The organism is Pseudomonas ekonensis (assembly GCF_019145435.1).
Classification (GTDB): Bacteria; Pseudomonadota; Gammaproteobacteria; order Pseudomonadales; family Pseudomonadaceae; genus Aquipseudomonas; species Aquipseudomonas ekonensis.
This window is the reverse complement of the sequence record NZ_JAHSTS010000002.1, coordinates 860,831-887,820: the sequence shown is the minus strand read 5'-3', so window position 1 is coordinate 887,820 and position 26,990 is coordinate 860,831. Positions and strand designations below refer to the sequence as shown.

Sequence of the window (26,990 nt, the reverse complement as noted above, 5' to 3'; positions counted from 1 at the left end):
AAGACATGTTCAACGGTAAATCGATCTTCATCTCCGGCGGCACCGGCTCGTTCGGTCGCCAGTTCATCCGCCGCCTGCTGGAGCAGTACCAGCCCAAGCGGGTGGTGGTGTTCTCCCGGGATGAACTCAAGCAGTACGAAATGCAGCAGACGTTCAACGCGCCGTGCATGCGCTACTTCCTGGGCGACGTGCGCGACGCCGACCGCCTGCGCCAGGCCATGCGCGGCATCGACTACGTGGTGCACGCCGCGGCGCTCAAGCAGGTGCCGGCGGCGGAGTACAACCCCACCGAATGCATCCGCACCAACGTCAACGGCGCGGAGAACATCATCGCCGCGGCCATCGACAACGGCGTGAAGAAAGTCGTGGCGCTGTCCACCGACAAGGCCGCCAGCCCGATCAACCTGTACGGCGCGACCAAGCTGCTGTCGGACAAGCTGTTTGTCGCCGCCAACAACATCGCCGGTGAACAGCAGACCCGCTTCGCCGTGGTGCGCTACGGCAACGTGGCCGGCTCGCGGGGCTCGGTGGTGCCGTTCTTCAGCAAGCTGATCGCCGAAGGCGCCCGGGAGCTGCCGATCACCGACGAGCGCATGACCCGCTTCTGGATCACCCTCGACCACGGTGTGCAGTTCGTCCTCGACAGCTTCGCGCGGATGCACGGCGGCGAAGTGTTCGTGCCGAAGATCCCGTCGATCCGCATCGTCGACCTGGCGCTGGGCATGGCCGAACACCTGCCGCACAAGCACGTCGGCATCCGTCCGGGGGAAAAGCTGCATGAGCTGATGGTACCGCTGGACGATGCGCGGATGACCCTGGAGTTCGACGACCACTACACGATCCAGCCGTCGATCCGTTTCACCAGCGTCGACGTGGATTTCTCCGTGGACAAGCTCGGCGAGCGTGGCCGGCCGGTGGGTGAGGACTTCGAGTACCGTTCCGACACCAACCCGCACTTCCTGTCGGTGGCTCAGATCGCCGACCTGCACGCGAAGCTCTCGGCATGATCCCGTACGGCCGGCAGAGCGTCGACCAGGCAGACATCGATGCGGTGGTGGAGGTGCTGCGCTCGGACTGGCTGACCCAAGGGCCGACCATCGAGCGCTTCGAGCAGGCCGTGGCCGAGCGTTGCCAGGCCGATTTCGCCGTGGCGGTGAGCAACGCCACGGCGGCGCTGCACATCGCCTGCGTGGCGGCGGGGCTGGGGCCGGGCGACCGTCTGTGGACGACGCCGAACACCTTTCTGGCGTCGGCCAACTGCGGGCGCTACTGCGGCGCCGAGGTCGATTTCGTCGACATCGATCCGCTGACCTGGAACCTCGACGCCGAAGTGCTGGCCGCCAAGCTGGATGACGCCGAACGCACAGGCACGCTGCCCAAGGTGCTGGTGGCGGTGGCGTTCTCCGGGCAGAGCTGCGACATGCGGCGCATCGCCGGGCTGGCCGAGCGCTACGGCTTCACCGTGATCGAAGACGCCTCTCACGCGGTGGGGGCGAGCTACGCCGGGCGGCCGGTCGGCTGCGGCGAGTTCGCCGCCATGACCGTGTTCAGCTTCCACCCGGTGAAGATCATCACCAGCGCCGAGGGCGGCATGGTGCTGACCAACTGCCGGGAACTGGCCGAGCGCCTGCAACGCCTGCGCAGCCACGGCATGACCCGCGATCCGCAGCAGATGACCGAACCCAGCCACGGCCCCTGGTACTACCAGCAGGTGGAGCTGGGCTTCAACTACCGCATCACCGATCTGCAGGCTGCCCTGGGGCTCTCGCAACTGGCCAGGCTCGACGCCTTCGTCGCCCGCCGCCGTGAGCTGGCGGCGCGTTACGACCGTCTGCTGGCGTACCTGCCGCTGACGTTGCCCAGCGCCCAGGCCGAGGCCGAATCCGCCTGGCACCTGTACGTGGTGCGCCTGCAGACCGAGCGCATCGGCCGCAGCCACCGCGAAGTGTTCGAAGGCTTGCGGGCGGCCGGGATCGGCGCGAACCTGCATTACATTCCGGTGCACCTGCAGCCGTACTACCGTGAGCTCGGATTCGCCGAAGGGGATTTCCCCGAGGCCGAGCGCTATTACACCGAGGCCATCAGCTTGCCGATGTTCCCGTTGCTGACCGAAGCGCAGCAGGATCATGTGGTCGAGCAGTTGCGCCGCCTGACCGAATGAATGCCGCTGCGGCGGACGGGTATCTGAAATGCGTGATTTGAGCGAACAGGAAAAGTTCTGGCAGGGCGAGTTCGGCAACCAGTATGTCGGCCGCAACGTCGGCCAGCCGCTGGTGGCGGCCAACCTGGCGCTGTTCGCCAAGGCGCTGGCCCGCGCCGGGCGGATCGACAGCCTGGTGGAACTGGGCACCAACGCCGGCAACAACCTGCAGGCATTGCGTCAATTGCTGCCCGGGTGCGAGCTGTTCGGCGTCGAAATCAACGCCAACGCCTGCGAGCAGGCAAGGGCGCTGGACATCGCGCAGATCTGGCACGGCTCGCTGTTCGACTTTCCCCGCGAGCGCAGCTACGACCTGACCCTGAGCAAGGGCGTGCTGATCCATCTGGCGCCCGAGTTGCTGGCGAACGCCTACGAACAGCTGTATCGGCTGAGCCGGCGCTACATCCTGATCGCCGAGTACTACAACCCGGCGCCGGTGGAGGTCTTCTACCGCGGCAACAGCGGCAAGCTGTTCAAGCGCGACTTCGCCGGCGAAATGCTTGATCGCTACGCCGACCTGCACCTGCTGGACTACGGTTTCGCCTATCACCGCGACCCGCAGTTCCCGGTGGATGACATCACCTGGTTCCTGCTGGAAAAACGCCCTTGAGCAACGTGGCGATCATCCCGGCCCGGGGCGGCAGCAAGCGCATCCCGCGCAAAAACCTCAAGCCCTTCGACGGCGTGCCGATGATCGTCCGTTCGATCCGCACGGCGTTCGAGTCGGGGCTGTTCGACCAGGTCGTCGTCAGCACCGACGATCAGGAGATCGCCGACGTCGCACGGGCCCATGGTGCGCAGGTGCCATTCTTGCGTCCTGCGGATCTGGCCGATGACTTCACCGGCACCGCCGCGGTGATCGAACATGCATTGCGGCAGTTGCCGGCGTTCGATTACGCCTGCTGCGTGTACGCCACCGCACCGCTGTTGCAGGCGCGCTATCTGCGCGAAGGGTTCGAAGCGCTGGAACGCCATCCCGACAAGTCGTTCGCCTTCTCCGTGTGCGGCTTCGGCTTCCCGGTGCAGCGCGCGCTGACGCTCGACGGGCAGGGCGCCCTGACGGCGTTGTACCCCGAGTTTCGCAACACCCGTTCGCAGGATCTGCCCGAGGCGTTCCAGGACGCCGGCCAGTTCTACTGGGGCCGCCGTGAGGCCTGGCTGCGCGGCGAGGTGCTGTATTCGCCGGCCAGCCTGCCGGTGATCCTGCCCCGGCATCTGGTGCAAGACATCGACACGCCCGAAGACTGGACGCGGGCCGAGTACCTCTACGCCGCGCTCAAGGCCGGCGGAGCACTGTCATGAGACTCCTGATCCGCGCCGACGCCTCGCCGACCATCGGCAGCGGCCACATCGCCCGCTGCCTGCCGCTGGCCCGGGTGTTGCGCGCGCAGGGCAGCCATGTCGCGTTCGCTTGCCGCCGCTTGCCGGGGCATCGGCTGGAGGCCTTGCGGGCCGAGGGCTTCGAAACCTTCGCGCTGCCGGAGCGCTACCCCGGCGAAGACCCGCACCAGGCCATCGAATCGATGCTGCCGTGGCAGGCGGACATCGACGCGCTGGCCGCGCAACTGGAAGGCCACGCCGCGTTCGACTGGATCATCGCCGACCATTACGGCCTCGATCACCATTGGCAGACCGCCGCCCGCCGCTGGGCGCCCCGGATCGCGGCGGTGGACGACCTGGCGACCCGCCGCTACAGCGTCGACCTGCTGCTCAATCAGAACCTCTCCGGCCTGCACGAAGACTACCGGCCGCTGCTGCCTGCGCACTGCCGCACGCTGCTCGGCCCGCGCTACGCCATGCTGCGCGAGGAATTCAGCTGCCCGCCGATCGACATCAAGCCTGTGGCCAGGCGTGTGCTGGTGAACTTCGGCGGCTTCGATGCGGCCCGGCAGACCCATCACGCGATGCTGGCGCTGGCGGACTTTTCCGAGCTAGACGTGGACTTCGTCGCCGGCGCCGACAACCCGGCCTGGACGCAAATGCAGGCACTGGCCGAGACGCGGCCGAACTGGCGCCTGCACAGTTTCGTCAGTGACTTCCACCGACGCATGACCGAGGCCGACCTGTTCATCGGCGCCGGCGGCGGCACCAGTTGGGAACGGGCGGCCCTGGGCCTGCCGACGATCTGCATCGCGGTGTCGAACAACCAGCAGGCCAACGGCGAAGTGATGGCGGCGGCGGGCGCGCATGTGTTCATGGGCGCCCGGGAGCAGGTCAGCGTCGAGCAGCTGCGTCAGGCGGTCGGCTTTGTCGTGAGCAACCCTTACCTGCGCCAGGGCCTGGCCGAGCGTTCGCGAAAGCTGGTGGACGGGCGCGGTGCCCTGCGGGTCGCGGCCGCGCTGGCCGGCGCGGTGCTTACGGTGCGGCCGGCGACGGCGGACGATGCGCAATTGCTGTTTGACGGACGCAATGCCGAGCCGGTGCGGCGCTGGTCGCTGGAGTCCGGCGTGATCGAGTGGCCGCAGCACCTGAACTGGCTGACGGCAAGCTTGAGCAATCCCCGGCGTCTGTTGCTGATCGCCGAGGCCGACGACGGCCCGGTCGGCGTGCTGCGCTATGATTTGCGCGGTTTCGAGGCCGAAGTGTCGATCTACCTGCTGGAGGGGCGTTTCGGTCTTGGCTGGGGGCGGGCGCTGCTGGCCCGTGGCGAAGCGTTCGTCTCTGCGCACTGGCCGCAGCTGACCGCCGTCACCGCCCGGGTGCTGCCGGCCAACCAGGCCTCAATGAATGTATTTCGCGACGCCGGGTTCACCCAGAGTGCCTGCGCGTTCACCCGTGAGTTGAAGGAATCCCGCCCATGAGCCGTTTCAAGATCGGTGACCGCCTGATCGGTGCCGACGCGCCGCCGTTCATCATTGCCGAGATGAGCGGCAACCATAACCAGTCGCTGGACGTGGCCCTGCAGATCGTCGAAGCGGCAGCCAAGGCCGGCGCCCACGCCTTGAAGCTGCAGACCTACACCGCCCGGACCATGACGCTGGACCTGGCCGAAGGCGAGTTCTTCATCAAGGATCCCGGCAGCCTGTGGGCCGGCACCTCGCTGTACGAGCTGTACGAAAAGGCCCACACCCCGTGGGAGTGGCACGCGCCGATCTTCGCCCGGGCCAGGGAACTGGGCATGCTCGCGTTCTCGACGCCGTTCGACGACACGGCGGTGGATTTCCTGGAAAGCCTCGACGTGCCGGCCTACAAGATCGCCAGTTTCGAGAACACCGACCTGCCGCTGATCCGCCGGGTGGCGGCCACCGGCAAGCCCCTGATCATCTCCACCGGCATGGCCAGCCTCGCCGAGCTGGACGAGACCGTGCGCGCGGCCCGCGAGGCCGGCTGCAAGGATCTGGTGCTGCTCAAGTGCACCAGCACGTACCCGGCGACGCCGCTCAACAGCAACGTGCGCACGATTCCTCATCTGCGTGAGCTGTTCGGCTGCGAAGTGGGGCTGTCCGACCATTCCATGGGTGTCGGCGTGTCCGTCGCCGCCGTGGCGCTGGGGGCGACGGTGGTGGAGAAGCATTTCACCCTCGACCGCTCGGCCGGCGGGGTGGACGCCAGTTTCTCGCTGGAGCCGGCCGAACTGGCCAGCCTGGTGGTGGAGACCGAGCGCGCCTGGCAGGCCCTGGGCCAGGTGCATTACGGCGTCACCGAGGCCGAGCGCAAGTCGCTGGTCTATCGCCGTTCGCTGTACGTCACCGCCGACATGGCGGCCGGCGAACCCTTCACGGCGGCCAACCTGCGCGCCATCCGTCCCGGTCTGGGCCTGGCGCCCAAACACGCCGAAACCGTCCTTGGGCGCCGTGCGCGCCAGCCGATCAAACGCGGCACGCCGCTGGACTGGTCCTTGGTCGAATGACCTGATCCGGACCGATTCGGCAAAATAGCGTGACCTGCGAGTCATAACGCGCATCTTCACTGTATTGTATTGACCGGGGAGATGGCGCCTGGCCCGTGATTCGGTTCCAGTGACAGCCCTTTGCGCTCCCCGTGGCTGCCCTTTGCGGCGGCCGTTTTCTGTTTGTCGGCGCCCCTCGAATTCCTTGCGAGCGGTGGTATTGGGCTGTTTATTATTGGGAAGCCGTAATGATTGGCATAAAAAGCATTGCGAGCTACGTTCCTGTAGCCGGCGTGGACAATTACGCACAAGGTGCAAAATTCGAGAAGGATGAAGAGTTCATCCTCGGCAAGATCGGTTCGGCCTTCCTGCCGCGCAAGGACGCAGAACAGGAAACCTCCGACCTGTGCGTCGAAGCGGCCAATGCGCTGTTTGCCAGCAACCCTGACCTGAAACGCGAATCCATCGACGCCCTGATCGTCGTCACCCAGAACGGCGACGAAGAAGGCCTGCCGCACACCGCCGCCATCGTCCAGGACAAACTGGGCCTGCCGACCCACGTCGCGGCGTTCGACATTTCCCTGGGCTGCTCGGGCTACGTCTACGGCATCTATGCGATCAAGGGCTTCATGGAAGCCGCCGGCCTGAAGAACGGCCTGCTGATCACCGCCGACCCGTACTCCAAGATCGTCGACCCGCAGGACCGCAACACCACCATGCTGTTCGGCGACGCCGCCACCGCCACCTGGATGGGCGAAGACCCGACCTGGGCGCTGGGCAAGGCCAAGTTCGGCACCGACGGCTCCGGCGCGCCGCACCTTAAGGTCACCGACGGCGTGTTCTTCATGAACGGTCGCCAGGTGTTCAACTTCGCGCTGCTCAAGGTGCCGGCGCACCTGCATGAGCTGCTCGACGATTCGGGCCTTGCGGCCGACGACATCGACGCGTTCTGCATCCACCAGGGCAGCGCGGCCATCGTCGATGCCGTGGCGCGCCGCTTCGAGGGCGACCCGGAGAAGTTCGTCAAGGACATGGTCGAGACCGGCAACACCGTGTCGTCGAGCATTCCCCTGCTGCTGGAGAAGCATGCGCTGGACTCGTCCTGGCAGCGTGTGGCGCTCAGCGGTTTCGGCGTCGGGCTGTCGTGGGGTTCGGCGATCATCTACCGTCCCTGAGCCCGGGCGGAAACAACGGATACAAAAATGGCGTTCAAGGGTTAACCTTGAACGCCATTTTTTTGCCTGAACGAAATGCGAGGTGCCAGTGAGCGAGTTTTTCCAGGATAACGCCGAGGTCATCGAGCGCCGTTGGCCGGCACTGGCTGCGCGGTTGATGGCCGAGGACAGTTCGGCGGTCCAGGCAGAGTTGACGCAGGGGCTGGGATCGACACTGAGCGTGGCCGGCATCCAGCTCACCAGCCGCCACGACCGTGTGCACGAGGCGCGGATCCAGGCGGCGAGCCTGCCGGCCGACAAGGCGCAACTGCATGTCTACGGCACCGGCCTGGGGGACTTGCCGGCGGTGCTGCTGGAGCGCCCGGGGCTTGAGCGGCTGTACGTGCACATCCTCAACGGCGCGCTGTTCTCGCTGGTGCTGCAATTGCTCGATCAGCGCCACTGGCTGGACGATGCCCGGGTGGAGCTGCTGTACGCCGGGGATCTGCCCGATATCTGCACGCCGTTCTTTGCCTTGCCGGCGGAGATGCTGCTGGCCGACGACTTCAACGCGAAGATCCGCGATCGGCTGGTCAGCGAAGTGCACCTGAGCTTCAACAACCGCGAGTTCGACCCGCAGTCGCCATTCATTGTCCAGCGCTTGCAGGACTGCCTGCCGGTGCTGCTGGCGGACGACGACGTCGCGCAACTGTTCGGCAGCTGCGCCGGCCGCGAGGTCTATGTGATCGCCACCGGGCCGACCCTGGAAGGGCACTTCGAGCGGCTGGCGGCGATTCGCGGGCGGGCCGAGCGCCCGCTGTTCATTTGCGTCGACACCGCTTACCGGCCGCTGCGCGAGCGCGGAATCGTGCCGGACATCGTGGTGAGCATCGATCAGCGCATCAGCTTGCGGCACTTGCCGTTCGAAGACTCCGACGGCATTGCGCTGGTGTACCTGCCGATGAGCGATCCGCAGGTGCTGAAGGCCTGGAAGGGCAAACGTTACGGCGGCTACTCGCTCAGCCCGGTCTACACCGGGCTGCGCGAGCGACACCCGCGGGCCTTGCTGCATGTGGGCGGCAGCGTGATCCATCCCGCCGTGGATCTGGCGGTGAAGATGGGGGCGGCGAGCATCACGCTGTTCGGCGCCGACTTCGCCTTTCCGATGAACAAGACCCATGCCGGTTGGAACGACGGCGACCTGGGGCCGTCGGTCAACCAGGCGCGGCACTGGGTGCATGACGGCAACGGCGAACGAGTCAAGACCCAGCTCAACTTCCGAGGCTATCTCTGCGTGCTGGAGCGCTACATCGCCCGTCACCCGCAGGTGAAGTTCCTCAACAGCAGCCGGGCGGGGGCGAGGATCGCCGGAACGGGTTTCAACGAGGAGTTCGTGCAATGAGCGCGTTGCAGCAGTGCGTCGAGGAGTGTCGACAATGTGCCGGGCTGTTCCGGTTGGGACGCGATGTCGAAGCGGCGCTGGAGATGGTCGATGTGTTCGAGAAAGCGCAGCGGTTGATGGTCGGCGCAACGCCGGAAAGCCAGCAGGGGTGGATGCAGGTGCTGACGCACATGCTGGCGTGTCAGGAGCGCCAGGATTGGCTGGGGCTGGCCGATCACATGGAATGTGAACTGGTCGACCTTCTGCAAAACCTGTCGGGCTGAGCAGCGCCGGAGGCGCTAGCCCGCAGGTTTGCGCTGCGGACGGTTTTATGACGTCATTTTTTCGTGGGTAAAGGAAGGCTAAGTCCTTGTTTTCTGAGGGGTGGCAGGTTGATGGCAAATTTTTTGAAAAAAGCCCTCAAGCAACCTGCGATCCCGACGATAACTATTACGAAGGTTCTCTAGGCCATACCCGGCGGTTGCCAGGGCCGGAAGCCGCAGTACCCAACCAACGAGGAATTCGTCATGGCTTTAACTGTAAACACCAACACCACGTCGCTGAACGTTCAGAAAAACCTGAACCGCGCTTCCGACGCTCTGTCGACTTCGATGCAGCGCCTGTCTTCCGGCCTGAAAATCAACAGCGCCAAAGACGACGCCGCTGGCCTGCAAATCTCCAACCGCATGTCTTCGCAGATCCGCGGTAACACCCAGGCCATCCAGAACGCCAACGACGGTATCTCCGTTGCCCAGACCGCTGAAGGCGCTCTGCAAGCTTCGACCGACATCCTGCAGCGTATGCGTGAACTGGCTGTTAAAGCCCGTAACGGAACCAACGGCACCGCTGACCAGACCGCGACCAACGCCGAATTCGCTCAGATGTCTGACGAACTGACTCGTATCGCTCAGTCCACCAACCTGAACGGCAAGTTCCTGCTGGACGGTTCGGCTGGTACTGTGACCCTGCAAGTGGGCGCGAACACTGGCTCCGCCAACCACATCGACCTGGTGCTGAGCGCCAAGTTCGACGCCGCCAGCCTGTCCGTAGGCAGCGGTACTGTGGTTCTGACCGGTGCTACCGTAACCGGCGCTGCACAGAACATCGACAACGCGATCACCGCTATCGACGCCGCTATCGCCACCATCGGTGCAACCCGTGCAAACCTGGGTGCTTCGCAGAACCGTCTGACCAGCACCATCCAGAACCTGCAGAACATCAACGAAAACACCACCGCTGCACAAGGTCGCGTACAAGACACCGACTTCGCCGCGGAAACTGCTAACCTGACCAAGCAGCAGACTCTGCAGCAGGCTTCGACCTCCGTTCTGGCTCAAGCCAACCAACTGCCTTCCGCTGTACTGAAGCTGCTTCAGTAATTTCGGAATGAGTTTAGGCGGGGGAGTGCGCTGGTCGTGCTCTCTCGCTTTTTCACGTTAGGAGGTGATGGACATGGACATGAGCGTCAAGCTTAACGTGTCTTATCCGGCTCCCAAGCCAGCGAATACCGTTGCTGAAAAACCGTCCGAGCCTGCCAAGGCGGCCGAAGTCACCCCCGTCGCGGACAAGAAGACCCGTGAAACCGAGGAGACCAAGTTGAAGCTGGCCGTGCAGGAGATCGAGAAGTTCGTGCAGTCGATCAAGCGCAACCTCGAGTTTTCGATCGACGAGAACTCCGGGAAGGTCATCGTCAAGGTGATCGCGAGCGAGACGGGCGAGGTCGTTCGACAGATTCCCTCCGCGGAGGCGCTCAAGCTGGCAGACAGCCTCGCCAACGCGAGCCACGTGTTGTTCGACGCCAAAGTCTGACAACTGGCATGAATAGTGTTTGAAGTGTCTTAGGCGCTGGCAAAGGTCAAAAGACCGGCAGCAAACTGAAGGGAGATGCACATGGCAAGTCCAATTCTACCGGGTACCGGCCTGGGTTCCGGCCTGGACATCGGTGCGATCGTCACCGCGCTGGTCAATGCCGACAAGGCAGCGAAGCAGACGCAACTCGATACCCAGACAAAAAACAACACCCTGAAGATTTCGGGTGTGGGCACGCTCAAGAGCGCGCTGACCACATTCCAGTCGACGCTGGCCACCCTGGGCAGCAAGACCAACCCTGCGTTCGCCGGTTACACGGCCACGTCGAGCAAGCCTGAGACGCTGACCGTCACCTCTGACAACACCGCGGTGTCCGGCTCCTACAGCGTCGTCGTGAAGAATCTGGCCACAGGTTCGAAAGTCGCCAGCGCGGCCTTTGCCGGCGGTGCGTCCAGTGCCATTCCGAGTGGTACCCTGAAAATCAGTCAGAATGGCACTGATTACAATGTCACCATTCCGGCCAACGCCACCTTGCAGAGCACCCGCGACGCCATCAACACGGCCCAGGGCAGCAACGGCATTTCCGCCAACATCGTGACCGACGCCAGCGGCGCTTCGCGCCTGGTGATCAGCTCGAACAAGACCGGTGCGGGCTCCGACCTGACGGTCAGCGGCATCGCCGGCCTGGAAATCGACGGCACCAAGGTCATGTCGGCGACTCCGGCGGCCGGCGACTCGGGCTCTGTCGGCGATGTCGCCAAGGATGCGTCGCTGACCATCGACGGTCTGCCGGTGACCAGCAAGAGCAACACGGTTTCCGGTGCGATCAGCGGCATGACCCTGAACCTGGTGGCCGCCAACGCGACGCCGACCACGGTCACCGTCGACAACAACACAAAGGGCCTGCAGACGTCGCTCCAGACCTTCATCGACGCCTACAACACGCTCAAGAGCACCGTCGACAGCCTGTCCAAGGCGACGCCGGACGAAGACGGCAAGCTGACCGTGCAGGCTGCGTTCACGGGCGATGCCCTGCCGCGTTCGCTGATCGCCGGCATCCGTGCCGAGTTCACCAACACGAAGACCAACGGCAAGATTTCGTTCCTGTCGGAAATCGGCGTGAACACCGATCCGATCACCGGTAACCTGAAGCTCGACACCACGGCCTTTAACAAGGCGATGGCGGTTCCGGGAGCGTCTGGCCAGGTGCAGCAACTGTTCACCGGCACCGACGACACCAACGGTCTGCTGGCGCGCGTGAGCAAGTCCGTGGATCCGTACCTCAAGCCTTCGGCCGACGGCAAGACCAAGGGCTTGCTGGACCAGCGGCTCGCGATCCTGAACAACAATACCCGGGACATCTCCGATCAGCAGAAAGCGCTGGATATCCGGGTGGCCAGCCTGACCAAAACGCTGACCGCAAAATACAACGCCATGGACTTGCTCGTAGGGCAAATGAAAGCCACGGCGAGCAACATCACGTCGTTCTTCACGTCGCTGACCGCTCAGCAATCTGCGAAGTAACGCGCAAGAATGACAAAAACCCGGCTACGCATTTGTGCGTGCGCCGGGTTTTTGTCTTATGGTCTAAAGTTTCCCGACTCGCTGGCGATACATTGGCTATACGAGTCATTGTGGCAAATGAGGTAGAACATGAATCCGATGTTAGCCCTTCGGCAGTACCAGAAGGTCGGCTCCCACGCCCAGACTTCCGAAGCCAGCCCGCACCGTCTGGTGCAGATGCTGATGGAGGGTGGCCTGTCGCGCATCGCCCAGGCCAAGGGTGCCATCGAGCGTAAGGACGTCCCGGCCAAGTGCACGGCGATCAGCAAGGCCATCGGCATCGTCAGCGGCCTGCGCGAAGGGCTGGACCTGGAGAACAGCGCCGAGGCGCTGGCCGACCTGGACGGTCTGTACATCTACATGATGAAACGTCTCGCCGAGGCGAACATCAGCAGCGATCCGCGCATCCTGGACGAAGTGGCAGGCCTGCTGACCACCGTCAAGGAAGGCTGGGACGCCATTGCGCCTGCGCCCGGTGCGCAGCCCTGAGGAGGCCGTCATGAGCCCTGTGTTGCAGCGAATCGAAGATACCCGCATGGCGCTCGTCAGCGCACTGGCCGAGCGCAACTGGGAGGCGATCGGGCAATTGGACCTCGATTGCCGATCCTGCATGGAAGACGTCTTGAGCGAAGCGTCGCTGGACGAGGAGGAGTTGCGCAGCAACCTTGAGCAGCTGCTGCACGTGTACAAGGACCTGCTGGAAGTGGCGATGGGGGAGCGTCAGGCTATAGTCGACGAGATGACGCAGATCAACCAAGCCAAGAACGCGGCAAAGGTTTACCATCTGTTTGGTTAATTAACCCTCAGTTAATCCAGATGTGTGCGCCATAAATTTGACTGTGCACGGTTTTTTGACTTAACTAGTGGCTGTTTTCAGATTTCGGACGTCTACGGGCACAAGGTGTCCTGCAAGCGTCTCGCTTGCCCCTCGTTTCGGGCATTGAGTTGACTAGGGAAGTTGCTATTGCATGTGGCGTGAAACCAAAATTCTGCTGATCGATGACGATAGCGTCCGCCGCCGCGATTTGGCGGTGATCTTGAATTTTCTCGGCGAAGAAAATTTGCCCTGCGGCAGCCATGACTGGCAGCAGGCTGTCGGCTCTTTGTCGTCGAGCCGTGAAGTCATTTGCGTGCTGATCGGGACGGTCAATGCTCCGGGTGCGCTGATGGGCTTGTTAAAGACACTGTCCACCTGGGATGAGTTCCTTCCGGTTTTGCTGATGGGCGAAAATTCTTCCGTCGACCTGCCGGAAGACCAGCGCCGCCGCGTGCTTTCCACCCTCGAAATGCCGCCCAGCTACAGCAAGCTGCTCGATTCCCTGCACCGTGCCCAGGTCTACCGCGAAATGTACGACCAGGCCCGCGAGCGCGGCCGTCACCGCGAACCCAACCTGTTCCGCAGCCTCGTCGGCACCAGCCGGGCGATCCAGCATGTGCGCCAGATGATGCAGCAGGTGGCCGACACCGACGCCAGCGTGCTGATCCTCGGCGAGTCCGGCACCGGCAAGGAAGTGGTCGCGCGCAACCTGCATTACCATTCCAAGCGCCGCGATGCGCCGTTCGTGCCGGTCAACTGCGGCGCGATTCCGGCCGAGCTGCTGGAAAGCGAACTGTTCGGCCACGAGAAGGGCGCCTTCACCGGTGCGATCACCAGCCGTGCCGGCCGCTTCGAGCTGGCCAACGGCGGCACGCTGTTTCTCGACGAGATCGGCGACATGCCGTTGCCGATGCAGGTCAAGCTGCTGCGGGTGCTGCAGGAGCGCACCTTCGAGCGCGTGGGCAGCAACAAGACCCAAAGCATCGACGTGCGCATCATCGCCGCGACCCACAAGAACCTCGAAAGCATGATCGAGATCGGCACCTTCCGCGAAGACCTCTACTATCGCCTGAACGTGTTCCCGATCGAGATGGCGCCGCTGCGCGAGCGCGTCGAAGACATCCCGCTGCTGATGAACGAGCTGATCTCGCGCATGGAGCACGAAAAGCGCGGCTCGATCCGTTTCAACTCGGCGGCGATCATGTCGCTGTGCCGTCACGGCTGGCCGGGCAACGTCCGCGAGCTGGCCAACCTGGTCGAGCGCATGGCGATCATGCACCCGTACGGGGTGATCGGCGTGGCCGAGCTGCCGAAGAAATTCCGCTACGTCGACGACGAAGACGAACAGATGGTCGACAGCCTGCGCAGCGACCTGGAAGAGCGCGTCGCGATCAACGGCCACACGCCGGACTTCACCGCCAACGCCATGCTGCCGCCCGAAGGCCTGGACCTGAAGGACTACCTCGGTGGTCTGGAGCAGGGCCTGATCCAGCAGGCGCTGGATGACGCCAACGGCATCGTCGCCCGTGCGGCCGAGCGTCTGCGCATCCGTCGCACCACTCTGGTGGAGAAGATGCGCAAGTACGGCATGAGCCGGCGTGACGGAGACGAACAGGCGGATGATTGACGCCTGTTTTTCAAGTGCTTCATTCATAAGCTGTTTTTTTTAGGCACGGGTATTGCTACAGCCCTCGCAACGTTCCGTTTCACTGACGGTCAGCCATGCGAGAGAGCACAATGCCCCAAGCCGCCCAGATGTCTTCTGCCCCCAATGCTTCGGGGCAACCGTCGTCCGTAGAGCAGGCGAGCCGGCAGGGGCTTGAGCAGGCGTTCGCGCTGTTCAATCAGATGTCCAGCCAACTGACCGATTCCTACAGCATGCTCGAGGCCCGGGTCACCGAGCTCAAGGGCGAGCTGGCGGTGGTCAGCGCCCAGCGCATGCAGGAACTGGCGGAAAAGGAGCGTCTGGCCAACCGTCTGCAGAACCTCCTCGACCTGTTGCCGGGCGGCGTGATCGTCATCGACGGCCACGGCATCGTCTGCGAAGCCAACCCGGCGGCCACCGAGCTGCTGGGACTGCCGCTGGAAGGCGAGCTGTGGCGCCATGTCATTGCCCGCTGCTTCGCTCCGCGCGAAGACGACGGCCACGAAATTTCCCTGAAGAACGGTCGGCGCCTGTCGATCGCCACCCGCTCGCTGGATGCCGAGCCGGGGCAGTTGGTGCTGCTCAACGATCTGACTGAAACCCGTCACCTGCAGGATCAGCTGGCGCGCCACGAGCGCTTGTCTTCCCTGGGGCGCATGGTCGCGTCACTGGCCCATCAGATCCGTACGCCGCTGTCCGCTGCCTTGCTTTACGCCAGTCATCTGACCGAGCAGGAACTGCCGGTCGCCACCCAGCAGCGTTTCGCCGGGCGCCTCAAAGAGCGCCTGCACGAGCTGGAGCACCAGGTGCGCGACATGCTGGTGTTCGCCCGCGGCGAGCTGCCGCTGACCGACCGGGTCACGCCCCATGCCTTGATGCAGGCGGTGCAGGCCGCGGCGCTGACCCATGTGCAGGACCTGCCGATCCGCTGGCAGTGCGACAGCCATGCCGGCGAATTGCTGTGCAACCGCGACACCCTGGTCGGGGCCATCCTCAATCTGATCGAGAACGCGGTTCAGGCCAGCGGCGGCGACGTGCGCCTGAAAGTGCATGGCTACACCCGCGACAACACATTGCGCCTGTGCGTCAGCGACAGCGGCAGCGGCATCGAGCCTGCGGTGCTGGCGCGGTTGGGCGAGCCGTTTTTCACCACCAAGGTCACCGGCACGGGGTTGGGGCTGACGGTGGTCAAGGCGGTCGCCCGGGCGCATCAGGGAGAATTGCGGCTGCGCTCGCGCATCGGGCGCGGCACGTGCGCGCAGGTGATCCTGCCGTTGTTTTCCGCAGGACAAGGAGCTGAGTGAAGGACATGGGCATCAAGGTTTTGCTGGTCGAGGATGACCGCTCGTTGCGCGAAGCGCTGGCCGATACGCTGCTGCTTGCCGGCCACGACCATCACGCGGTGGGTTCGGCCGAAGAGGCGCTGAAAGCCGTCGAGCGCGAGCCGTTCAGCCTGGTGGTCAGCGACGTCAACATGCCGGGCATGGATGGCCACCAGTTGCTGAGCCTGTTGCGCGCGCGTCAGCCGCAGTTGCCGGTGTTGCTGATGACGGCGCACGGCGCGGTCGAGCGGGCCGTGGACGCCATGCGCCAGGGCGCGGCGGATTACCTGGTCAAGCCCTTCGAGCCCGGTGCCTTGCTGGTGCTGGTGGCGCGGCATGCGTCGGGCGCGCTGGAGGCGGCGGATGATGAAGGTCCGGTGGCGGTCGAGCCGGCCAGCGCACAATTGCTGGAGTTGGCGGCGCGAGTGGCGCGCAGCGATTCCACGGTGCTGATCTCCGGCGAGTCCGGCACCGGCAAGGAAGTGTTGGCGCGTTACATTCACCAGCAGTCGCACCGCGCCAGCCAGCCGTTCATTGCGATCAATTGCGCGGCGATTCCCGACAACATGCTGGAGGCTACGCTGTTCGGCCACGAGAAGGGTTCCTTCACCGGCGCCATCGCGGCCCAGGCCGGCAAGTTCGAGCAGGCCGACGGCGGCACCCTCCTGCTGGACGAGATTTCCGAGATGCCCCTGGGCTTGCAGGCCAAGCTGCTGCGGGTCCTGCAGGAGCGCGAAGTGGAGCGGGTCGGGGCGCGCAAGCCGATCAGCCTCGACATCCGAGTGGTGGCGACCACCAACCGCGACCTGGCGGGGGAGGTGGCCGCCGGGCGTTTCCGTGAAGACCTCTATTACCGCCTGTCGGTTTTTCCGCTGGCCTGGCGTCCGCTCCGCGAGCGCACCGCCGATATCCTGCCGCTGGCCGAGCGCCTGCTGGCCAAACACGTCAATAAAATGAAACACGCCACGGCGAAGCTTTCGGTGGAGGCCCGGGCGTGCCTGGTCGGCTATCCGTGGCCGGGCAATGTGCGTGAACTGGACAACGCGATCCAGCGGGCGTTGATCCTGCAGCAGGGCGGCCTGATCCGGCCGCAGGATTTCTGCCTGGCCGGTCCCGTGACGTTCGCCGCATCGCCGGCGGTCGCCGTGGCGAACCCTGCGGTGCGCGACGTCGAGATCGAGGCGGATTCGGCCGGTGCTTTGGGCGACGACCTGCGCCGCCATGAATTCCAGATGATCATCGACACCCTGCGGGCCGAGCGCGGCCGGCGCAAGGAGGCGGCGGAAAAGCTCGGCATCAGCCCCCGCACCCTGCGTTACAAACTGGCGCAGATGCGTGATGCGGGCATGGATGTCGAAGGGTATCTGTTCGCCACGTGAGCGGCGGCGCGTTTGCCTGAAGGAAGGTTTCTGAAGAGGGTGCCCGTGAGCTGGCACCCTTGTTGCTAATACCTGTGTACCCGCCGAGTGAGCGTCAAAAAATTGCGGGCCGCCCAAGAGAGTAGACCATGAGCCAAGGTATTGAATTTAATCGGTTGATGCTGGATATGCGCGCCATGCAAATGGACGCCATGTCTGCGCCGAAATCGACTGCCGCCGTCCCTGAAATGGCGGGCAGCAGCTTTTCCGACATGCTCGGTCAGGCCATCAATAAAGTGAGCGACACCCAGCAGGCCTCGACCCAGCTGGCCAATGCGTTCGAGATCGGCAAGAGCGGCGTCGACCTGACGGACGTGATGATTGCCTCGCAGAAGGCCAGCGTGTCGTTCCAGGCTCTGACCCAGGTGCGCAACAAGCTGGTTCAGGCCTATCAAGACATCATGCAGATGCCGGTTTAAGGACGAGATTGAGTCATGGCAGAAGCAGTCGCCGATAACGTTCCGGCCAAGGCCACCCCGATAGACGGCAAACCGCCGCTGTTCGGCCTGTCCTTCCTGGAAAACCTCTCCGAGATGACCATGCTGCGTCAGGTGGGCCTGTTGGTCGGCCTGGCCGCGAGCGTGGCGATCGGCTTTGCCGTGGTGCTGTGGTCGCAGCAGCCGGACTACCGGCCGCTGTACGGCAGCCTCGCCGGCATGGACGCCAAGCAGGTCATGGACACCCTGGCCTCCGCCGACATTCCCTACACCGTCGAGCCGAACTCCGGCGCCTTGCTGGTCAAGGCCGATGACCTGTCCCGTGCGCGACTCAAGCTCGCGGCCGCTGGTGTCACTCCCAGCGACGGCAACATCGGTTTCGAGATCCTCGACAAGGAACAGGGTCTGGGCACCAGCCAGTTCATGGAAGCGACCCGCTACCGTCGCGGCCTGGAAGGCGAGCTGGCACGCACCATCTCCAGCCTGAACAACGTCAAGGGCGCACGTGTTCACCTGGCGATCCCGAAAAGCTCCGTGTTCGTGCGCGACGAGCGCAAGCCAAGCGCCTCGGTGCTGGTCGAGCTGTATTCCGGCCGCTCGCTGGAGCCGGGCCAGGTGGTGGCCATCGTCAATCTGGTGGCGACCTCCGTTCCTGAGCTGAGCAAGTCGCAGATCACCGTCGTCGACCAGAAGGGCAACCTGCTGTCGGATCAGGCGGAAAACTCCGAAATGACCATGGCCGGCAAGCAGTTCGACTACAGCCGCCGCATGGAAAGCATGCTCACTCAGCGCGTGCACAACATTCTGCAGCCGGTGCTGGGCAACGACCGCTACAAGGCCGAAGTGTCGGCCGACATCGACTTCAGCGCCGTCGAGTCCACCGCCGAGCAGTTCAACCCGGATCAGCCGGCGCTGCGCAGCGAGCAGTCGGTCAACGAGCAGCGCACCGCCAGCAACGGCCCGCAAGGCGTGCCGGGTGCCCTGAGCAACCAGCCGCCGTCGCCGGCCTCGGCGCCGCAGACCACCGGCGGCGCCCAAGCGGCCGCCGGCATGGTGCAGCCGGGCCAGCCATTGGTTGACGCCAACGGTCAGCAGATCATGGATCCGGCCACCGGCCAGCCGATGCTCGCGCCGTACCCGGCGGACAAGCGTCAGCAATCCACCAAGAACTTCGAGCTCGACCGTTCCATCAGCCACACCAAGCAGCAGCAGGGTCGCCTGAACCGCCTGTCGGTGTCGGTGGTGGTGGACGATCAGGTCAAGGTCAACCCGGCCAACGGCGAAACCACCCGTGCCCCATGGAGCGCCGACGAATTGGCGCGCTTCACCCGTCTGGTGCAGGACGCCGTCGGCTTCGACGCCAGCCGCGGCGACAGCGTCAGCGTGATCAACATGCCGTTCTCCGCCGATCGCGGCGAAGTGGTCGCCGATATTCCGTTCTACTCGCAGCCTTGGTTCTGGGACATCGTCAAGCAAGTGTTGGGCGTGCTGTTCATCCTGGTGCTGGTGTTCGGTGTGCTGCGTCCGGTGCTCAACAACATCACCGGCGGCGGCAAGAACAAAGAACTGGCGGCCCTGGGCGATGTGGAGCTGGGCGGCATGGGCGGTCTGGACGGCGAGCTGGCCAACGACCGCGTGAGCCTCGGCGGTCCGCAGAGCATTCTGCTGCCGAGCCCGAGCGAAGGCTATGACGCCCAGTTGAACGCAATCAAGAGTCTGGTGGCAGAAGACCCGGGCCGTGTGGCCCAGGTCGTGAAAGAGTGGATTAACGCAGATGAGTGATAACCGAGCCGCCGTCGCCAAACTGTCCCGGGTCGATAAAGCCGCGATCCTGCTGCTGTCCCTGGGCTCCACCGATGCTGCGCAAGTGCTGCGCCACATGGGCCCCAAAGAGGTTCAGCGGGTCGGTGTGGCCATGGCCCAGATGGGCAACGTCCACCGTGAGCAGGTCGAGCAGGTGATGAGCGAGTTCGTCGACATCGTCGGCGACCAGACCAGCCTGGGCGTCGGCTCCGACGACTACGTGCGCAAGATGCTCACCCAGGCCCTGGGCGAGGACAAGGCCAACGGCCTGATCGACCGCATCCTGCTGGGCGGCAACACCAGCGGCCTGGACAGCCTGAAGTGGATGGAGCCGCGCGCCGTCGCCGACGTGATCCGTTACGAGCACCCGCAGATCCAGGCGATCGTGGTGGCGTACCTGGATCCGGACCAGGCCGGCGAAGTGCTGGGCAACTTCGACCACAAGGTGCGCCTGGACATCATCCTGCGCGTCTCGTCGCTGAACACCGTGCAGCCGGCGGCGCTGAAAGAACTGAACCAGATCCTGGAGAAGCAGTTCTCCGGCAACTCCAACGCTTCGCGCACCACCCTGGGCGGCATCAAGCGTGCGGCGGACATCATGAACTTCCTCGACAGCTCGATCGAAGGCCAGCTCATGGACTCGATCCGCGAGGTCGACGAAGACCTGTCCACGCAGATCGAAGACCTCATGTTCGTGTTCAACAACCTGGCCGACGTCGACGACCGCGGCATCCAGGCGCTGCTGCGCGAAGTGTCTTCCGACGTGCTGGTGCTGGCCCTCAAGGGCTCGGACGAAAGCGTCAAGGAAAAGATCTTCAAGAACATGTCCAAGCGTGCCGCCGAACTGCTGCGCGACGACCTCGAGGCCAAGGGCCCGGTGCGCGTCAGCGACGTGGAGACCGCGCAGAAGGAAATCCTCACCATCGCCCGCCGTATGGCCGAAGCCGGAGAGATCGTGCTCGGCGGCAAGGGCGGCGAGGAAATGATCTAAGCCCATGGACAAGCATGACGACGACGTGACGGACCTGATCCGCGCGCGGGATGTCCGCGGTTTCGATACCTGGGCGCTGCCCAGCTTCGATCCGCCGCCGCCGGAACCCGAGCCGGAGCCGGAGCCCGAGCCGCCGGAAATCGAGGAAGTGCCGCTGGAGGAAGTCCAGCCGCTGACCCTGGAAGAACTCGAAAGCATCCGTCAGGAGGCCTACAACGAGGGCTTCGCCATCGGCGAGAAGGAAGGTTTCCACAGCACCACCCTCAAGGTGCGTCAGGAGGCCGAGGTGGCGTTGGCGGCGAAGGTCGCCAGCCTCGAGCAACTGATGGGCCATCTGTTCGAGCCGATCGCCGAGCAGGACACCCAGATCGAGAAGTCGCTGGTCGACCTCGTGCGGCACATCACCAAACAGGTGATCCAGCGCGAACTGGCCATCGACTCGACGCAGATCGAACGCGTCATGCGCGACGCCCTCAAGCTGCTGCCGTTGGGCGTCGGCAATGTGCGGCTGTACGTCAATCCGCAGGACTTCGCCCAGGTCAAAGCGTTGCGCGAGCGCCACGAAGAGACCTGGCGCATCGTCGAGGACGAGACCTTGCTGCCGGGCGGCTGCCGGGTCGAGACCGATCACAGCCGCATCGACGCGAGCATCGAGACCCGCATCGCCCAGGTCATGGACAAACTGTTCGACCAACTGCACGAACAGGCCCTGCACCCGGCCGCGCCGGACCTGAGCCTGGACCTGCCGGAAGACGCCCGGCCGGCGCCCGCCGCCGAGCCGTCCGCGGACGCCCCCGATGCGCCTTGAACGCACCAGTTTCGCCAAGCGCCTGAGCACCTACGCCGAGGCCACCGAGCTTGCCGGTGCGCCGATCCTCGAAGGGCGCCTGCTGCGCATGGTCGGCCTCACCCTCGAGGCCGAGGGGCTGCGGGCCGCCATGGGCACCCGCTGCATGGTGATCAACGACGACACCTACCATCCGTCCCAGGTCGAAGCCGAAGTCATGGGCTTTTCCGGCAACAAGGTCTTCCTGATGCCGGTCGGCAGCGTGGCCGGCATCGCGCCGGGCGCCCGGGTGGTGCCGCTGGCCGATGCCGGCCGCTTGCCGATGGGCATGAGCATGCTCGGCCGGGTGCTGGACGGCGCCGGCCGTGCGCTGGACGGCAAGGGCGGCATGAAGGCCGAAGACTGGGTGCCGATGGACGGCCCGACGATCAACCCGCTCAACCGCGATCCGATCAGCGTGCCGCTGGATGTGGGCATCCGCTGCATCAACGGGATGCTGACGGTGGGCCGCGGCCAGCGCCTCGGCCTGTTCGCCGGTACCGGTGTCGGTAAATCGGTGCTGCTGGGCATGATGACCCGCTTCACCGAGGCGGACATCATCGTCGTCGGCCTGATCGGCGAGCGGGGGCGCGAGGTGAAGGAATTCATCGAGCACATCCTCGGCGAAGAAGGCCTCAAGCGTTCGGTGGTGGTGGCGTCCCCGGCGGACGATGCGCCGCTGATGCGCATGCGCGCCGCCATGTACTGCACGCGCATCGCCGAGTATTTCCGCGACAAGGGCAAGAACGTCCTGCTGCTGATGGACTCGCTGACCCGTTTTGCCCAGGCCCAGCGGGAAATCGCCCTGGCCATCGGCGAACCGCCGGCGACCAAGGGTTACCCGCCGTCGGTGTTCGCCAAGCTGCCGAAGCTGGTGGAGCGCGCCGGCAACGCGGAGAAGGGCGGCGGATCGATCACGGCGTTCTACACCGTGCTGTCCGAGGGCGACGACCAGCAGGATCCGATCGCCGACTCGGCGCGGGGTGTGCTGGACGGGCATATCGTGCTGTCCCGGCGCCTGGCCGAGGAGGGCCATTATCCGGCCATCGACATCGAAGCCTCGATCAGCCGGGTGATGCCGGCGGTGGTGTCGCCGGAGCACATGACCCGTGCGCAGTACTTCAAGCAACTGTGGTCGCGCTATCAGCAGAGCCGCGACCTGATCAGCGTCGGCGCCTACGTGGCCGGCGGCGACCGCGAGACCGACCTGGCGATTTCGCTGCAGCCGCAAATGGTCAGGTACTTGCGTCAAGGCCTGAACGACAGCATCAGCCTGGGCGAAAGCGAAGCCTACCTCGAAACCCTGTTCGCCCCGGCGGCCGGCGGGTAACCGGCCATGGCCCTGAGTCGAGCCGCGCGCCTGGCGCCGGTGGTGGACATGGCCGAGAAGGCCGAGAAGACCGCCGTGCAGCGCCTGGGCTACTTTCAGGGGCAGGTCAAGGTCGCCGAAAGCAAGCTCGCCGATCTGCAGGCGTTTCGCCTGGACTATTCCGAGCAATGGATCGTGCGGGGCAGCACCGGCGTGACCGGGCAGTGGCTGTTGGGCTTCCAGGGCTTCCTGGCCCAGCTCGACACGGCGGTCGACCAGCAGCGCCAGAGCCTGAACTGGCATCAGAACAACCTGAACAAGGCCCGCGAGACCTGGCAAGAGGCCTTTGCGCGGGTCGAAGGCCTGCGCAAACTTGTACAACGCTACCGCGACGAGGCGCAGCGGGCCGAAGACAAGCGCGAGCAGAAGCTGTTGGACGAACTGTCCCAGCGTTTGCCGCGGCACGAGGCCTTTTGACGGGGCAATCGCTGACAGCGGCCGGCGGCATCATGCCTTGCCGCCGCCCCCGGCAAGTGCTAAACCTTGTACAGGTTCGTCAATGACAAGGAAGCCAGCGCATGTCAGTCGTTACAGAAGTCTCTCCGGATGGGCAAAAGCTGACGATCTCGATCAAGGGTCGGTTCGATTTCGGTCGCCATCAGGAGTTTCGCGAGTCCTATGAGCGGCTCAGCAAGAAACCCGACTCCATTGTGGTGGATCTCAAAGAGGCCACGTACCTCGACAGCTCGGCGCTGGGCATGCTGCTGTTGCTGCGCGACCACGCCGGCGGCGAAAATTCCGACGTGCGGGTGATCAACAGCAATTCGGACGTGCGCAAGATCCTCGCCATTTCCAATTTCGACAAGTTGTTCGACATCGCTTGACGGCCATGCAGCCGCAGGAGCCGTTGACCATCCTGATCGCCGAGGACAGCGCCGCCGACCGCCTGCTGCTCTCGACCATCGTCCGCCGCCAGGGGCATGAGGTGCTGACCGCCGGCAACGGCGAGGAAGCGCTGGACGTGTTCCGTCGCCAGCAGCCGCAACTGGTGCTGATGGACGCCATGATGCCGGTGATGGACGGTTTCGAGGCGGCGCGCCGGATCAAGGCGCTGGCGGGGGAAACCCTGGTGCCGATCATCTTCCTTACGTCGCTCACCGAAAGCGAGGCGCTGGCACGCTGTCTGGATGCCGGTGGCGACGATTTTCTGGCGAAACCCTACAACCCGGTGATCCTCGCCGCCAAAATCAAGGCGATGGATCGCCTGCGCCGCCTCCAGGCCACGGTGCTGGAGCAGCGCGACCTGATCGCCCGGCACCACGATTACCTGATCAACGAGCAGCGGGTGGCCAAGGCGGTGTTCGACAAGGTCGCCCATTCCGGTTGCCTGAATGCGCCGAACATCCGCTACCTGCAATCGCCCTACGCGCTGTTCAACGGCGACCTGCTGCTGGCGGCGTACACGCCGGCCGGCGACATGCATGTGCTGCTCGGGGACTTCACCGGCCACGGCCTGCCGGCGGCGGTCGGCGCCATGCCGCTGGCCGAGGTGTTCTACGGCATGACCGCCAAGGGCTACGGGCTGGCCGAGACCCTGCGGGAAATGAACGCCAAGCTCAAGCGCATCCTGCCGGTGGACATGTTCTGTTGCGCGACCCTGCTGTGCCTGAGCGCGCAGCGCCGCTCGGTGGAGTACTGGAACGGCGGCCTGCCCGACGGCTACCTGCACCGCATCGCCACGGGGGAGCGCACGCCGCTGGCGGCGCGGCATCTGCCGTTGGGCGTGCTCAGCCCGCAGGCCTTCGATGACTGCACCGAGGTGCTGCCGATGGAGGTGGGGGATCGGGTGTTCCTGCTCTCCGACGGGGTGATCGACACCTGCGACGCCAACGACCAGTTGTTCGGCGTCGAGCGGCTGCGGCAGGTGTTTGCGGCCAACCGTGAGCCGGACCGGCTCTTCGAAGACATCGAGCAAGCGCTCCAGGCGTTCCGCGGCGAGGCCCGGGACGATGTCAGCATGGTCGAGATCAGCCTGCTCGAGGCGGCGCAGGTGCACGCGCCGGTGCCGGTCTACTCCGACAGCGGCCAGTCCTGTCCGCTCGACTGGTCGGCGAGCTTCGAGTTCCGGGGCGCGACGCTCAAGCGCTTCAACCCGTTGCCGTACCTGCTGCAGCTATTGCTGGAGGTGCACGGGCTGCGGGCGCAGAGCGGGGCGTTGTACAGTGTGCTGGCCGAGCTGTACTCCAATGCCCTGGAACATGGCGTCCTGGGGCTCGACTCCAGCCTCAAGCGCGATGCCAGCGGGTTTGCGCGTTACTATGAGCTGCGCAACGCCCGGCTCGACGCCCTGCGGGACGGCCATGTGCGGGTGCATTTCGACGTGGTGCCGCAAGGCTCGGGCGGAACCCTGGTGATCCGGGTCGAGGACAGCGGCAACGGGTTCGACGTGGCGCGGGTGATGGATCGGCCCCCGGACGGGATCCGCCTGTCCGGGCGCGGGGTCAGCCTGGTCCGTCAGTTGACGCGCAGCGCCCGTTGGTCGGACGACGGCCGCAGTGTCCGCGTGGAGTTTTCCTGGGAGGCTCTGGCATAATCCGCGCATTCTTGATCAAGGAGTGAACAAGTGGCTGACATACATGTAGATCGCGACGTACTGAACTCGATGGCCGAAGTCATGGAGGACAACTATCCGGAATTGCTCGACACCTTCCTGGCGGACTCCGAGAACCGCCTGCGGGAGCTGCAGAAGACCGTCGACGCCGAAGTGCTGTCGTTCGTGGCCCACAGCTTCAAGGGCAGCAGCAGCAACATGGGCGCGACCCGCCTCGCCGAGCTCTGCCATGAGCTTGAGCTGCACGCCAAGGACAAGAGCCCTTCCGAAATCATCAAGCTGGTGGCGGACATCAACAGCGAGTTCGCCGATGTGCGCCCCGTCTACGAAGCCGAACGACAGCGTTCCCTGACCCACTGAGCCTGCCGTCCGGCGCTTTTTGGCCTCTGCGCCGAAAGCTGGCCCGGCACTTGCAACCATCTCGCTCAACTGTACCTACGATCCCAGTGCAGCGGAGACCGTACCATGCCTGCAACCCCCAACATCCTTCTTCAGGCTGCCGCCCAGGCCAAGGCGCAAGCCGCCTCCGCCAAAGCGCCGGCCCTGGCCGCAGAGCCCGGGGACAAGGCCTCCAGCTTCGCCCAGGTGTTTGCCGACCAGGGGCCGGCAAAGCCTTCGGCCGCCACCGCTACGCCGGTGAAACCTGCGCGCGACAACAGCGCGGACAACGGCGGCAAAAAGGACGTCGGCAAGGATCAGTCTGCCGCTCCCGAACCTGCGGTTGCCGATAGCGGCAAACCCTTGCCCGCCGACAAGCCGGCCTCCGGCTCGACAGACGAGCGCAGTGCCAGCGACGACGATTCGGCGCAAACCCCTCAAACGCCTGTGGCGGATGCGCCGCCGGTGGATCCGACGCTGGATCCGGCCCTGGTCGAGGCGGTGCAGCCGCCGCTGACCGTACCGGTCGAGCCTGCACCGGTGGCGCAGACGCCTGCGCCGGCCAAGGTCGAAACCCCGGCGGTGACGGCGTCGCCGACACCGGCCCCGGCGCCGGTTGCCGACAGCGGTTTCGACCCGGAGGCCGATCCGCTCGACAACCTGCCGGCCGTCCGTCTGGCGATGGAGCAGAGCGGCCACATTTCCGCTGCCAGCCAGGCCCAGCCCAAGGCTGCGCCGACCCCGGCACAGGCTCAGGCCGACGGCGAATTGACTGCGGCGCAGAACTTCGCCGCCGGCATGGCCAACATGCTCGATGTGCAGGCAGACAAGGACAGCACCAGCCAGGGCGGCGAGAAGGCCTTCAGCGGCCTGCTCGATGAAGGGCTCAAGGACTTGAAGTCGGCCAGCAGCGACACCCGCGTCGATGATTTCGCCAACCGTCTGGCGGCGCTGACGCAGGCCGCCACGCCGAAGACCGCCAACGCCCTGCCGGTGAACCAGCCGATCGCCATGCACCAGAGCGGCTGGACCGAAGAGGTGGTGAACCGCGTCATGTATCTGTCGAGCGCCAACCTCAAGGCGGCCGACATCCAGTTGCAGCCGGCCGAGCTCGGTCGTCTCGACATCCGGGTGAACATGGTGCCGGACCAGCAGACCCAAGTGACGTTCATGAGCGCCCATCCGAGCGTGCGTGAAGCGCTGGACGGCCAGATGCACCGCCTGCGCGAGATGTTCACCCAGCAGGGCATGGGCCAGGTCGACGTCAACGTGTCCGATCAGAACCGTGGCTGGCAGGGTCAGGAACAGGCGCAGCAGGGGCAGGGCGGTCGCGCCAGTGCCGCAGGCGGCCGTCCGGACTCGGCGGAAGAGGAACTGACCCCGGCTGCCGTGGCCGAGGCGGCTGCCCAGGCCACCAGCGTGATCGGCACCAGCGCGGTCGACTATTACGCCTGATCGACAGCGACACCCACCCTGTAGGAGCGAGCCTGCTCGCGA

At 64.9% G+C, this 26,990-nt stretch carries 27 protein-coding genes; all 27 read left to right on the top strand.

Translation table 11 applies throughout. The features are described 5' to 3' along the window. Positions 1–5: 5 nt before the first annotated feature. The 27 genes from pseB to KVG96_RS16930 all read left to right on the top strand — a co-directional run bounded on the left by pseB (position 6) and on the right by KVG96_RS16930 (position 26,948). A complete protein-coding gene (gene pseB / locus KVG96_RS17060) occupies positions 6–1,007 on the top strand; it encodes a UDP-N-acetylglucosamine 4,6-dehydratase (inverting) (RefSeq protein WP_217893146.1) in 1,002 nt (333 codons plus the stop codon). Then, positions 1,004–2,161, top strand: coding sequence for a UDP-4-amino-4,6-dideoxy-N-acetyl-beta-L-altrosamine transaminase (pseC, locus tag KVG96_RS17055; RefSeq protein ID WP_217893145.1), 1,158 nt, complete (start codon positions 1,004–1,006; stop codon positions 2,159–2,161). The genes pseB and pseC overlap by 4 nt, the downstream gene beginning before the upstream one ends. A gap of 28 nt (positions 2,162–2,189) precedes the next feature. Further along, positions 2,190–2,810, top strand: coding sequence for a pseudaminic acid biosynthesis-associated methylase (locus KVG96_RS17050; RefSeq protein ID WP_217893144.1), 621 nt, complete (start codon positions 2,190–2,192; stop codon positions 2,808–2,810). After that, positions 2,807–3,502: a pseudaminic acid cytidylyltransferase gene (gene pseF, locus KVG96_RS17045; RefSeq protein ID WP_217893143.1), complete on the top strand. Its 696-nt coding sequence runs from the start codon at positions 2,807–2,809 to the stop codon at positions 3,500–3,502. The genes KVG96_RS17050 and pseF overlap by 4 nt, the downstream gene beginning before the upstream one ends. Beyond that, complete coding sequence (pseG, locus tag KVG96_RS17040; protein WP_217893142.1) at positions 3,499–5,001, top strand: UDP-2,4-diacetamido-2,4,6-trideoxy-beta-L-altropyranose hydrolase; 1,503 nt, start codon at positions 3,499–3,501, stop codon at positions 4,999–5,001. The genes pseF and pseG overlap by 4 nt, the downstream gene beginning before the upstream one ends. Next, positions 4,998–6,050, top strand: a complete 1,053-nt coding sequence (gene pseI / locus KVG96_RS17035) for a pseudaminic acid synthase (protein ID WP_217893141.1) — start codon at positions 4,998–5,000, stop codon at positions 6,048–6,050. Before pseG ends, pseI begins: the two co-directional genes overlap by 4 nt. Before the next feature lie 227 nt (positions 6,051–6,277). Next, positions 6,278–7,204: a ketoacyl-ACP synthase III gene (locus tag KVG96_RS17030; protein WP_217893140.1), complete on the top strand. Its 927-nt coding sequence runs from the start codon at positions 6,278–6,280 to the stop codon at positions 7,202–7,204. An 88-nt stretch (positions 7,205–7,292) separates the two neighbouring features. Next, positions 7,293–8,585: a motility associated factor glycosyltransferase family protein gene (locus tag KVG96_RS17025; protein ID WP_217893139.1), complete on the top strand. Its 1,293-nt coding sequence runs from the start codon at positions 7,293–7,295 to the stop codon at positions 8,583–8,585. Continuing rightward, complete coding sequence (locus tag KVG96_RS17020; RefSeq protein ID WP_217893138.1) at positions 8,582–8,848, top strand: hypothetical protein; 267 nt, start codon at positions 8,582–8,584, stop codon at positions 8,846–8,848. Before KVG96_RS17025 ends, KVG96_RS17020 begins: the two co-directional genes overlap by 4 nt. Positions 8,849–9,091: 243 nt before the next feature. Next, on the top strand, positions 9,092–9,943 hold the full coding sequence (locus KVG96_RS17015) for a flagellin domain-containing protein (protein WP_085577818.1): 852 nt from the start codon (positions 9,092–9,094) through the stop codon (positions 9,941–9,943). A 73-nt stretch (positions 9,944–10,016) separates the two neighbouring features. Further along, positions 10,017–10,373, top strand: a complete 357-nt coding sequence (locus tag KVG96_RS17010; RefSeq protein ID WP_217893137.1) for a flagellar protein FlaG — start codon at positions 10,017–10,019, stop codon at positions 10,371–10,373. Positions 10,374–10,454: 81 nt separating this feature from the next. Then, positions 10,455–11,897, top strand: coding sequence for a flagellar filament capping protein FliD (gene fliD, locus KVG96_RS17005; protein WP_217893136.1), 1,443 nt, complete (start codon positions 10,455–10,457; stop codon positions 11,895–11,897). A 129-nt stretch (positions 11,898–12,026) separates the two neighbouring features. After that, complete coding sequence (fliS, locus tag KVG96_RS17000) at positions 12,027–12,425, top strand: flagellar export chaperone FliS (protein WP_217893135.1); 399 nt, start codon at positions 12,027–12,029, stop codon at positions 12,423–12,425. Positions 12,426–12,435: 10 nt separating this feature from the next. After that, entirely contained in the window at positions 12,436–12,732 is a 297-nt protein-coding gene (gene fliT / locus KVG96_RS16995) for a flagellar protein FliT (RefSeq protein WP_085577889.1), read from the top strand. Positions 12,733–12,904: 172 nt separating this feature from the next. Then, entirely contained in the window at positions 12,905–14,380 is a 1,476-nt protein-coding gene (locus KVG96_RS16990; protein ID WP_085577816.1) for a sigma-54 dependent transcriptional regulator, read from the top strand. A 128-nt stretch (positions 14,381–14,508) separates the two neighbouring features. After that, positions 14,509–15,702 (top strand): sensor histidine kinase, encoded by a 1,194-nt coding sequence (locus tag KVG96_RS16985; RefSeq protein ID WP_217894241.1) that lies wholly within the window; start codon positions 14,509–14,511, stop codon positions 15,700–15,702. Positions 15,703–15,707: 5 nt separating this feature from the next. After that, on the top strand, positions 15,708–17,099 hold the full coding sequence (locus tag KVG96_RS16980) for a sigma-54-dependent transcriptional regulator (RefSeq protein WP_217893134.1): 1,392 nt from the start codon (positions 15,708–15,710) through the stop codon (positions 17,097–17,099). A 128-nt stretch (positions 17,100–17,227) separates the two neighbouring features. Continuing rightward, on the top strand, positions 17,228–17,557 hold the full coding sequence (fliE, locus tag KVG96_RS16975) for a flagellar hook-basal body complex protein FliE (protein ID WP_085577814.1): 330 nt from the start codon (positions 17,228–17,230) through the stop codon (positions 17,555–17,557). Between the two features lie 15 nt (positions 17,558–17,572). Further along, positions 17,573–19,357 carry a flagellar basal-body MS-ring/collar protein FliF gene (gene fliF, locus KVG96_RS16970; RefSeq protein ID WP_217893133.1) on the top strand — a complete coding sequence of 595 codons (1,785 nt, stop codon included), beginning with the start codon at positions 17,573–17,575 and terminating at the stop codon, positions 19,355–19,357. Further along, positions 19,350–20,369: a flagellar motor switch protein FliG gene (fliG, locus tag KVG96_RS16965; protein ID WP_085577812.1), complete on the top strand. Its 1,020-nt coding sequence runs from the start codon at positions 19,350–19,352 to the stop codon at positions 20,367–20,369. The genes fliF and fliG overlap by 8 nt, the downstream gene beginning before the upstream one ends. Before the next feature lie 4 nt (positions 20,370–20,373). Then, positions 20,374–21,177: a flagellar assembly protein FliH gene (fliH, locus tag KVG96_RS16960; RefSeq protein WP_217893132.1), complete on the top strand. Its 804-nt coding sequence runs from the start codon at positions 20,374–20,376 to the stop codon at positions 21,175–21,177. Further along, positions 21,167–22,525, top strand: a complete 1,359-nt coding sequence (gene fliI / locus KVG96_RS16955) for a flagellar protein export ATPase FliI (RefSeq protein WP_085577810.1) — start codon at positions 21,167–21,169, stop codon at positions 22,523–22,525. Before fliH ends, fliI begins: the two co-directional genes overlap by 11 nt. 6 nt (positions 22,526–22,531) lie before the next feature. Next, positions 22,532–22,981 carry a flagellar export protein FliJ gene (fliJ, locus tag KVG96_RS16950; RefSeq protein ID WP_085577809.1) on the top strand — a complete coding sequence of 150 codons (450 nt, stop codon included), beginning with the start codon at positions 22,532–22,534 and terminating at the stop codon, positions 22,979–22,981. A 101-nt stretch (positions 22,982–23,082) separates the two neighbouring features. Further along, positions 23,083–23,388 carry an STAS domain-containing protein gene (locus KVG96_RS16945; RefSeq protein ID WP_217893131.1) on the top strand — a complete coding sequence of 102 codons (306 nt, stop codon included), beginning with the start codon at positions 23,083–23,085 and terminating at the stop codon, positions 23,386–23,388. Between the two features lie 5 nt (positions 23,389–23,393). Further along, complete coding sequence (locus KVG96_RS16940; RefSeq protein ID WP_217893130.1) at positions 23,394–25,097, top strand: fused response regulator/phosphatase; 1,704 nt, start codon at positions 23,394–23,396, stop codon at positions 25,095–25,097. A gap of 30 nt (positions 25,098–25,127) precedes the next feature. Next, positions 25,128–25,475, top strand: coding sequence for an Hpt domain-containing protein (locus KVG96_RS16935; RefSeq protein ID WP_217893129.1), 348 nt, complete (start codon positions 25,128–25,130; stop codon positions 25,473–25,475). 105 nt (positions 25,476–25,580) lie between these two features. Next, positions 25,581–26,948 carry a flagellar hook-length control protein FliK gene (locus KVG96_RS16930; protein WP_217893128.1) on the top strand — a complete coding sequence of 456 codons (1,368 nt, stop codon included), beginning with the start codon at positions 25,581–25,583 and terminating at the stop codon, positions 26,946–26,948. The last annotated feature ends 42 nt before the right edge of the window (positions 26,949–26,990 follow it).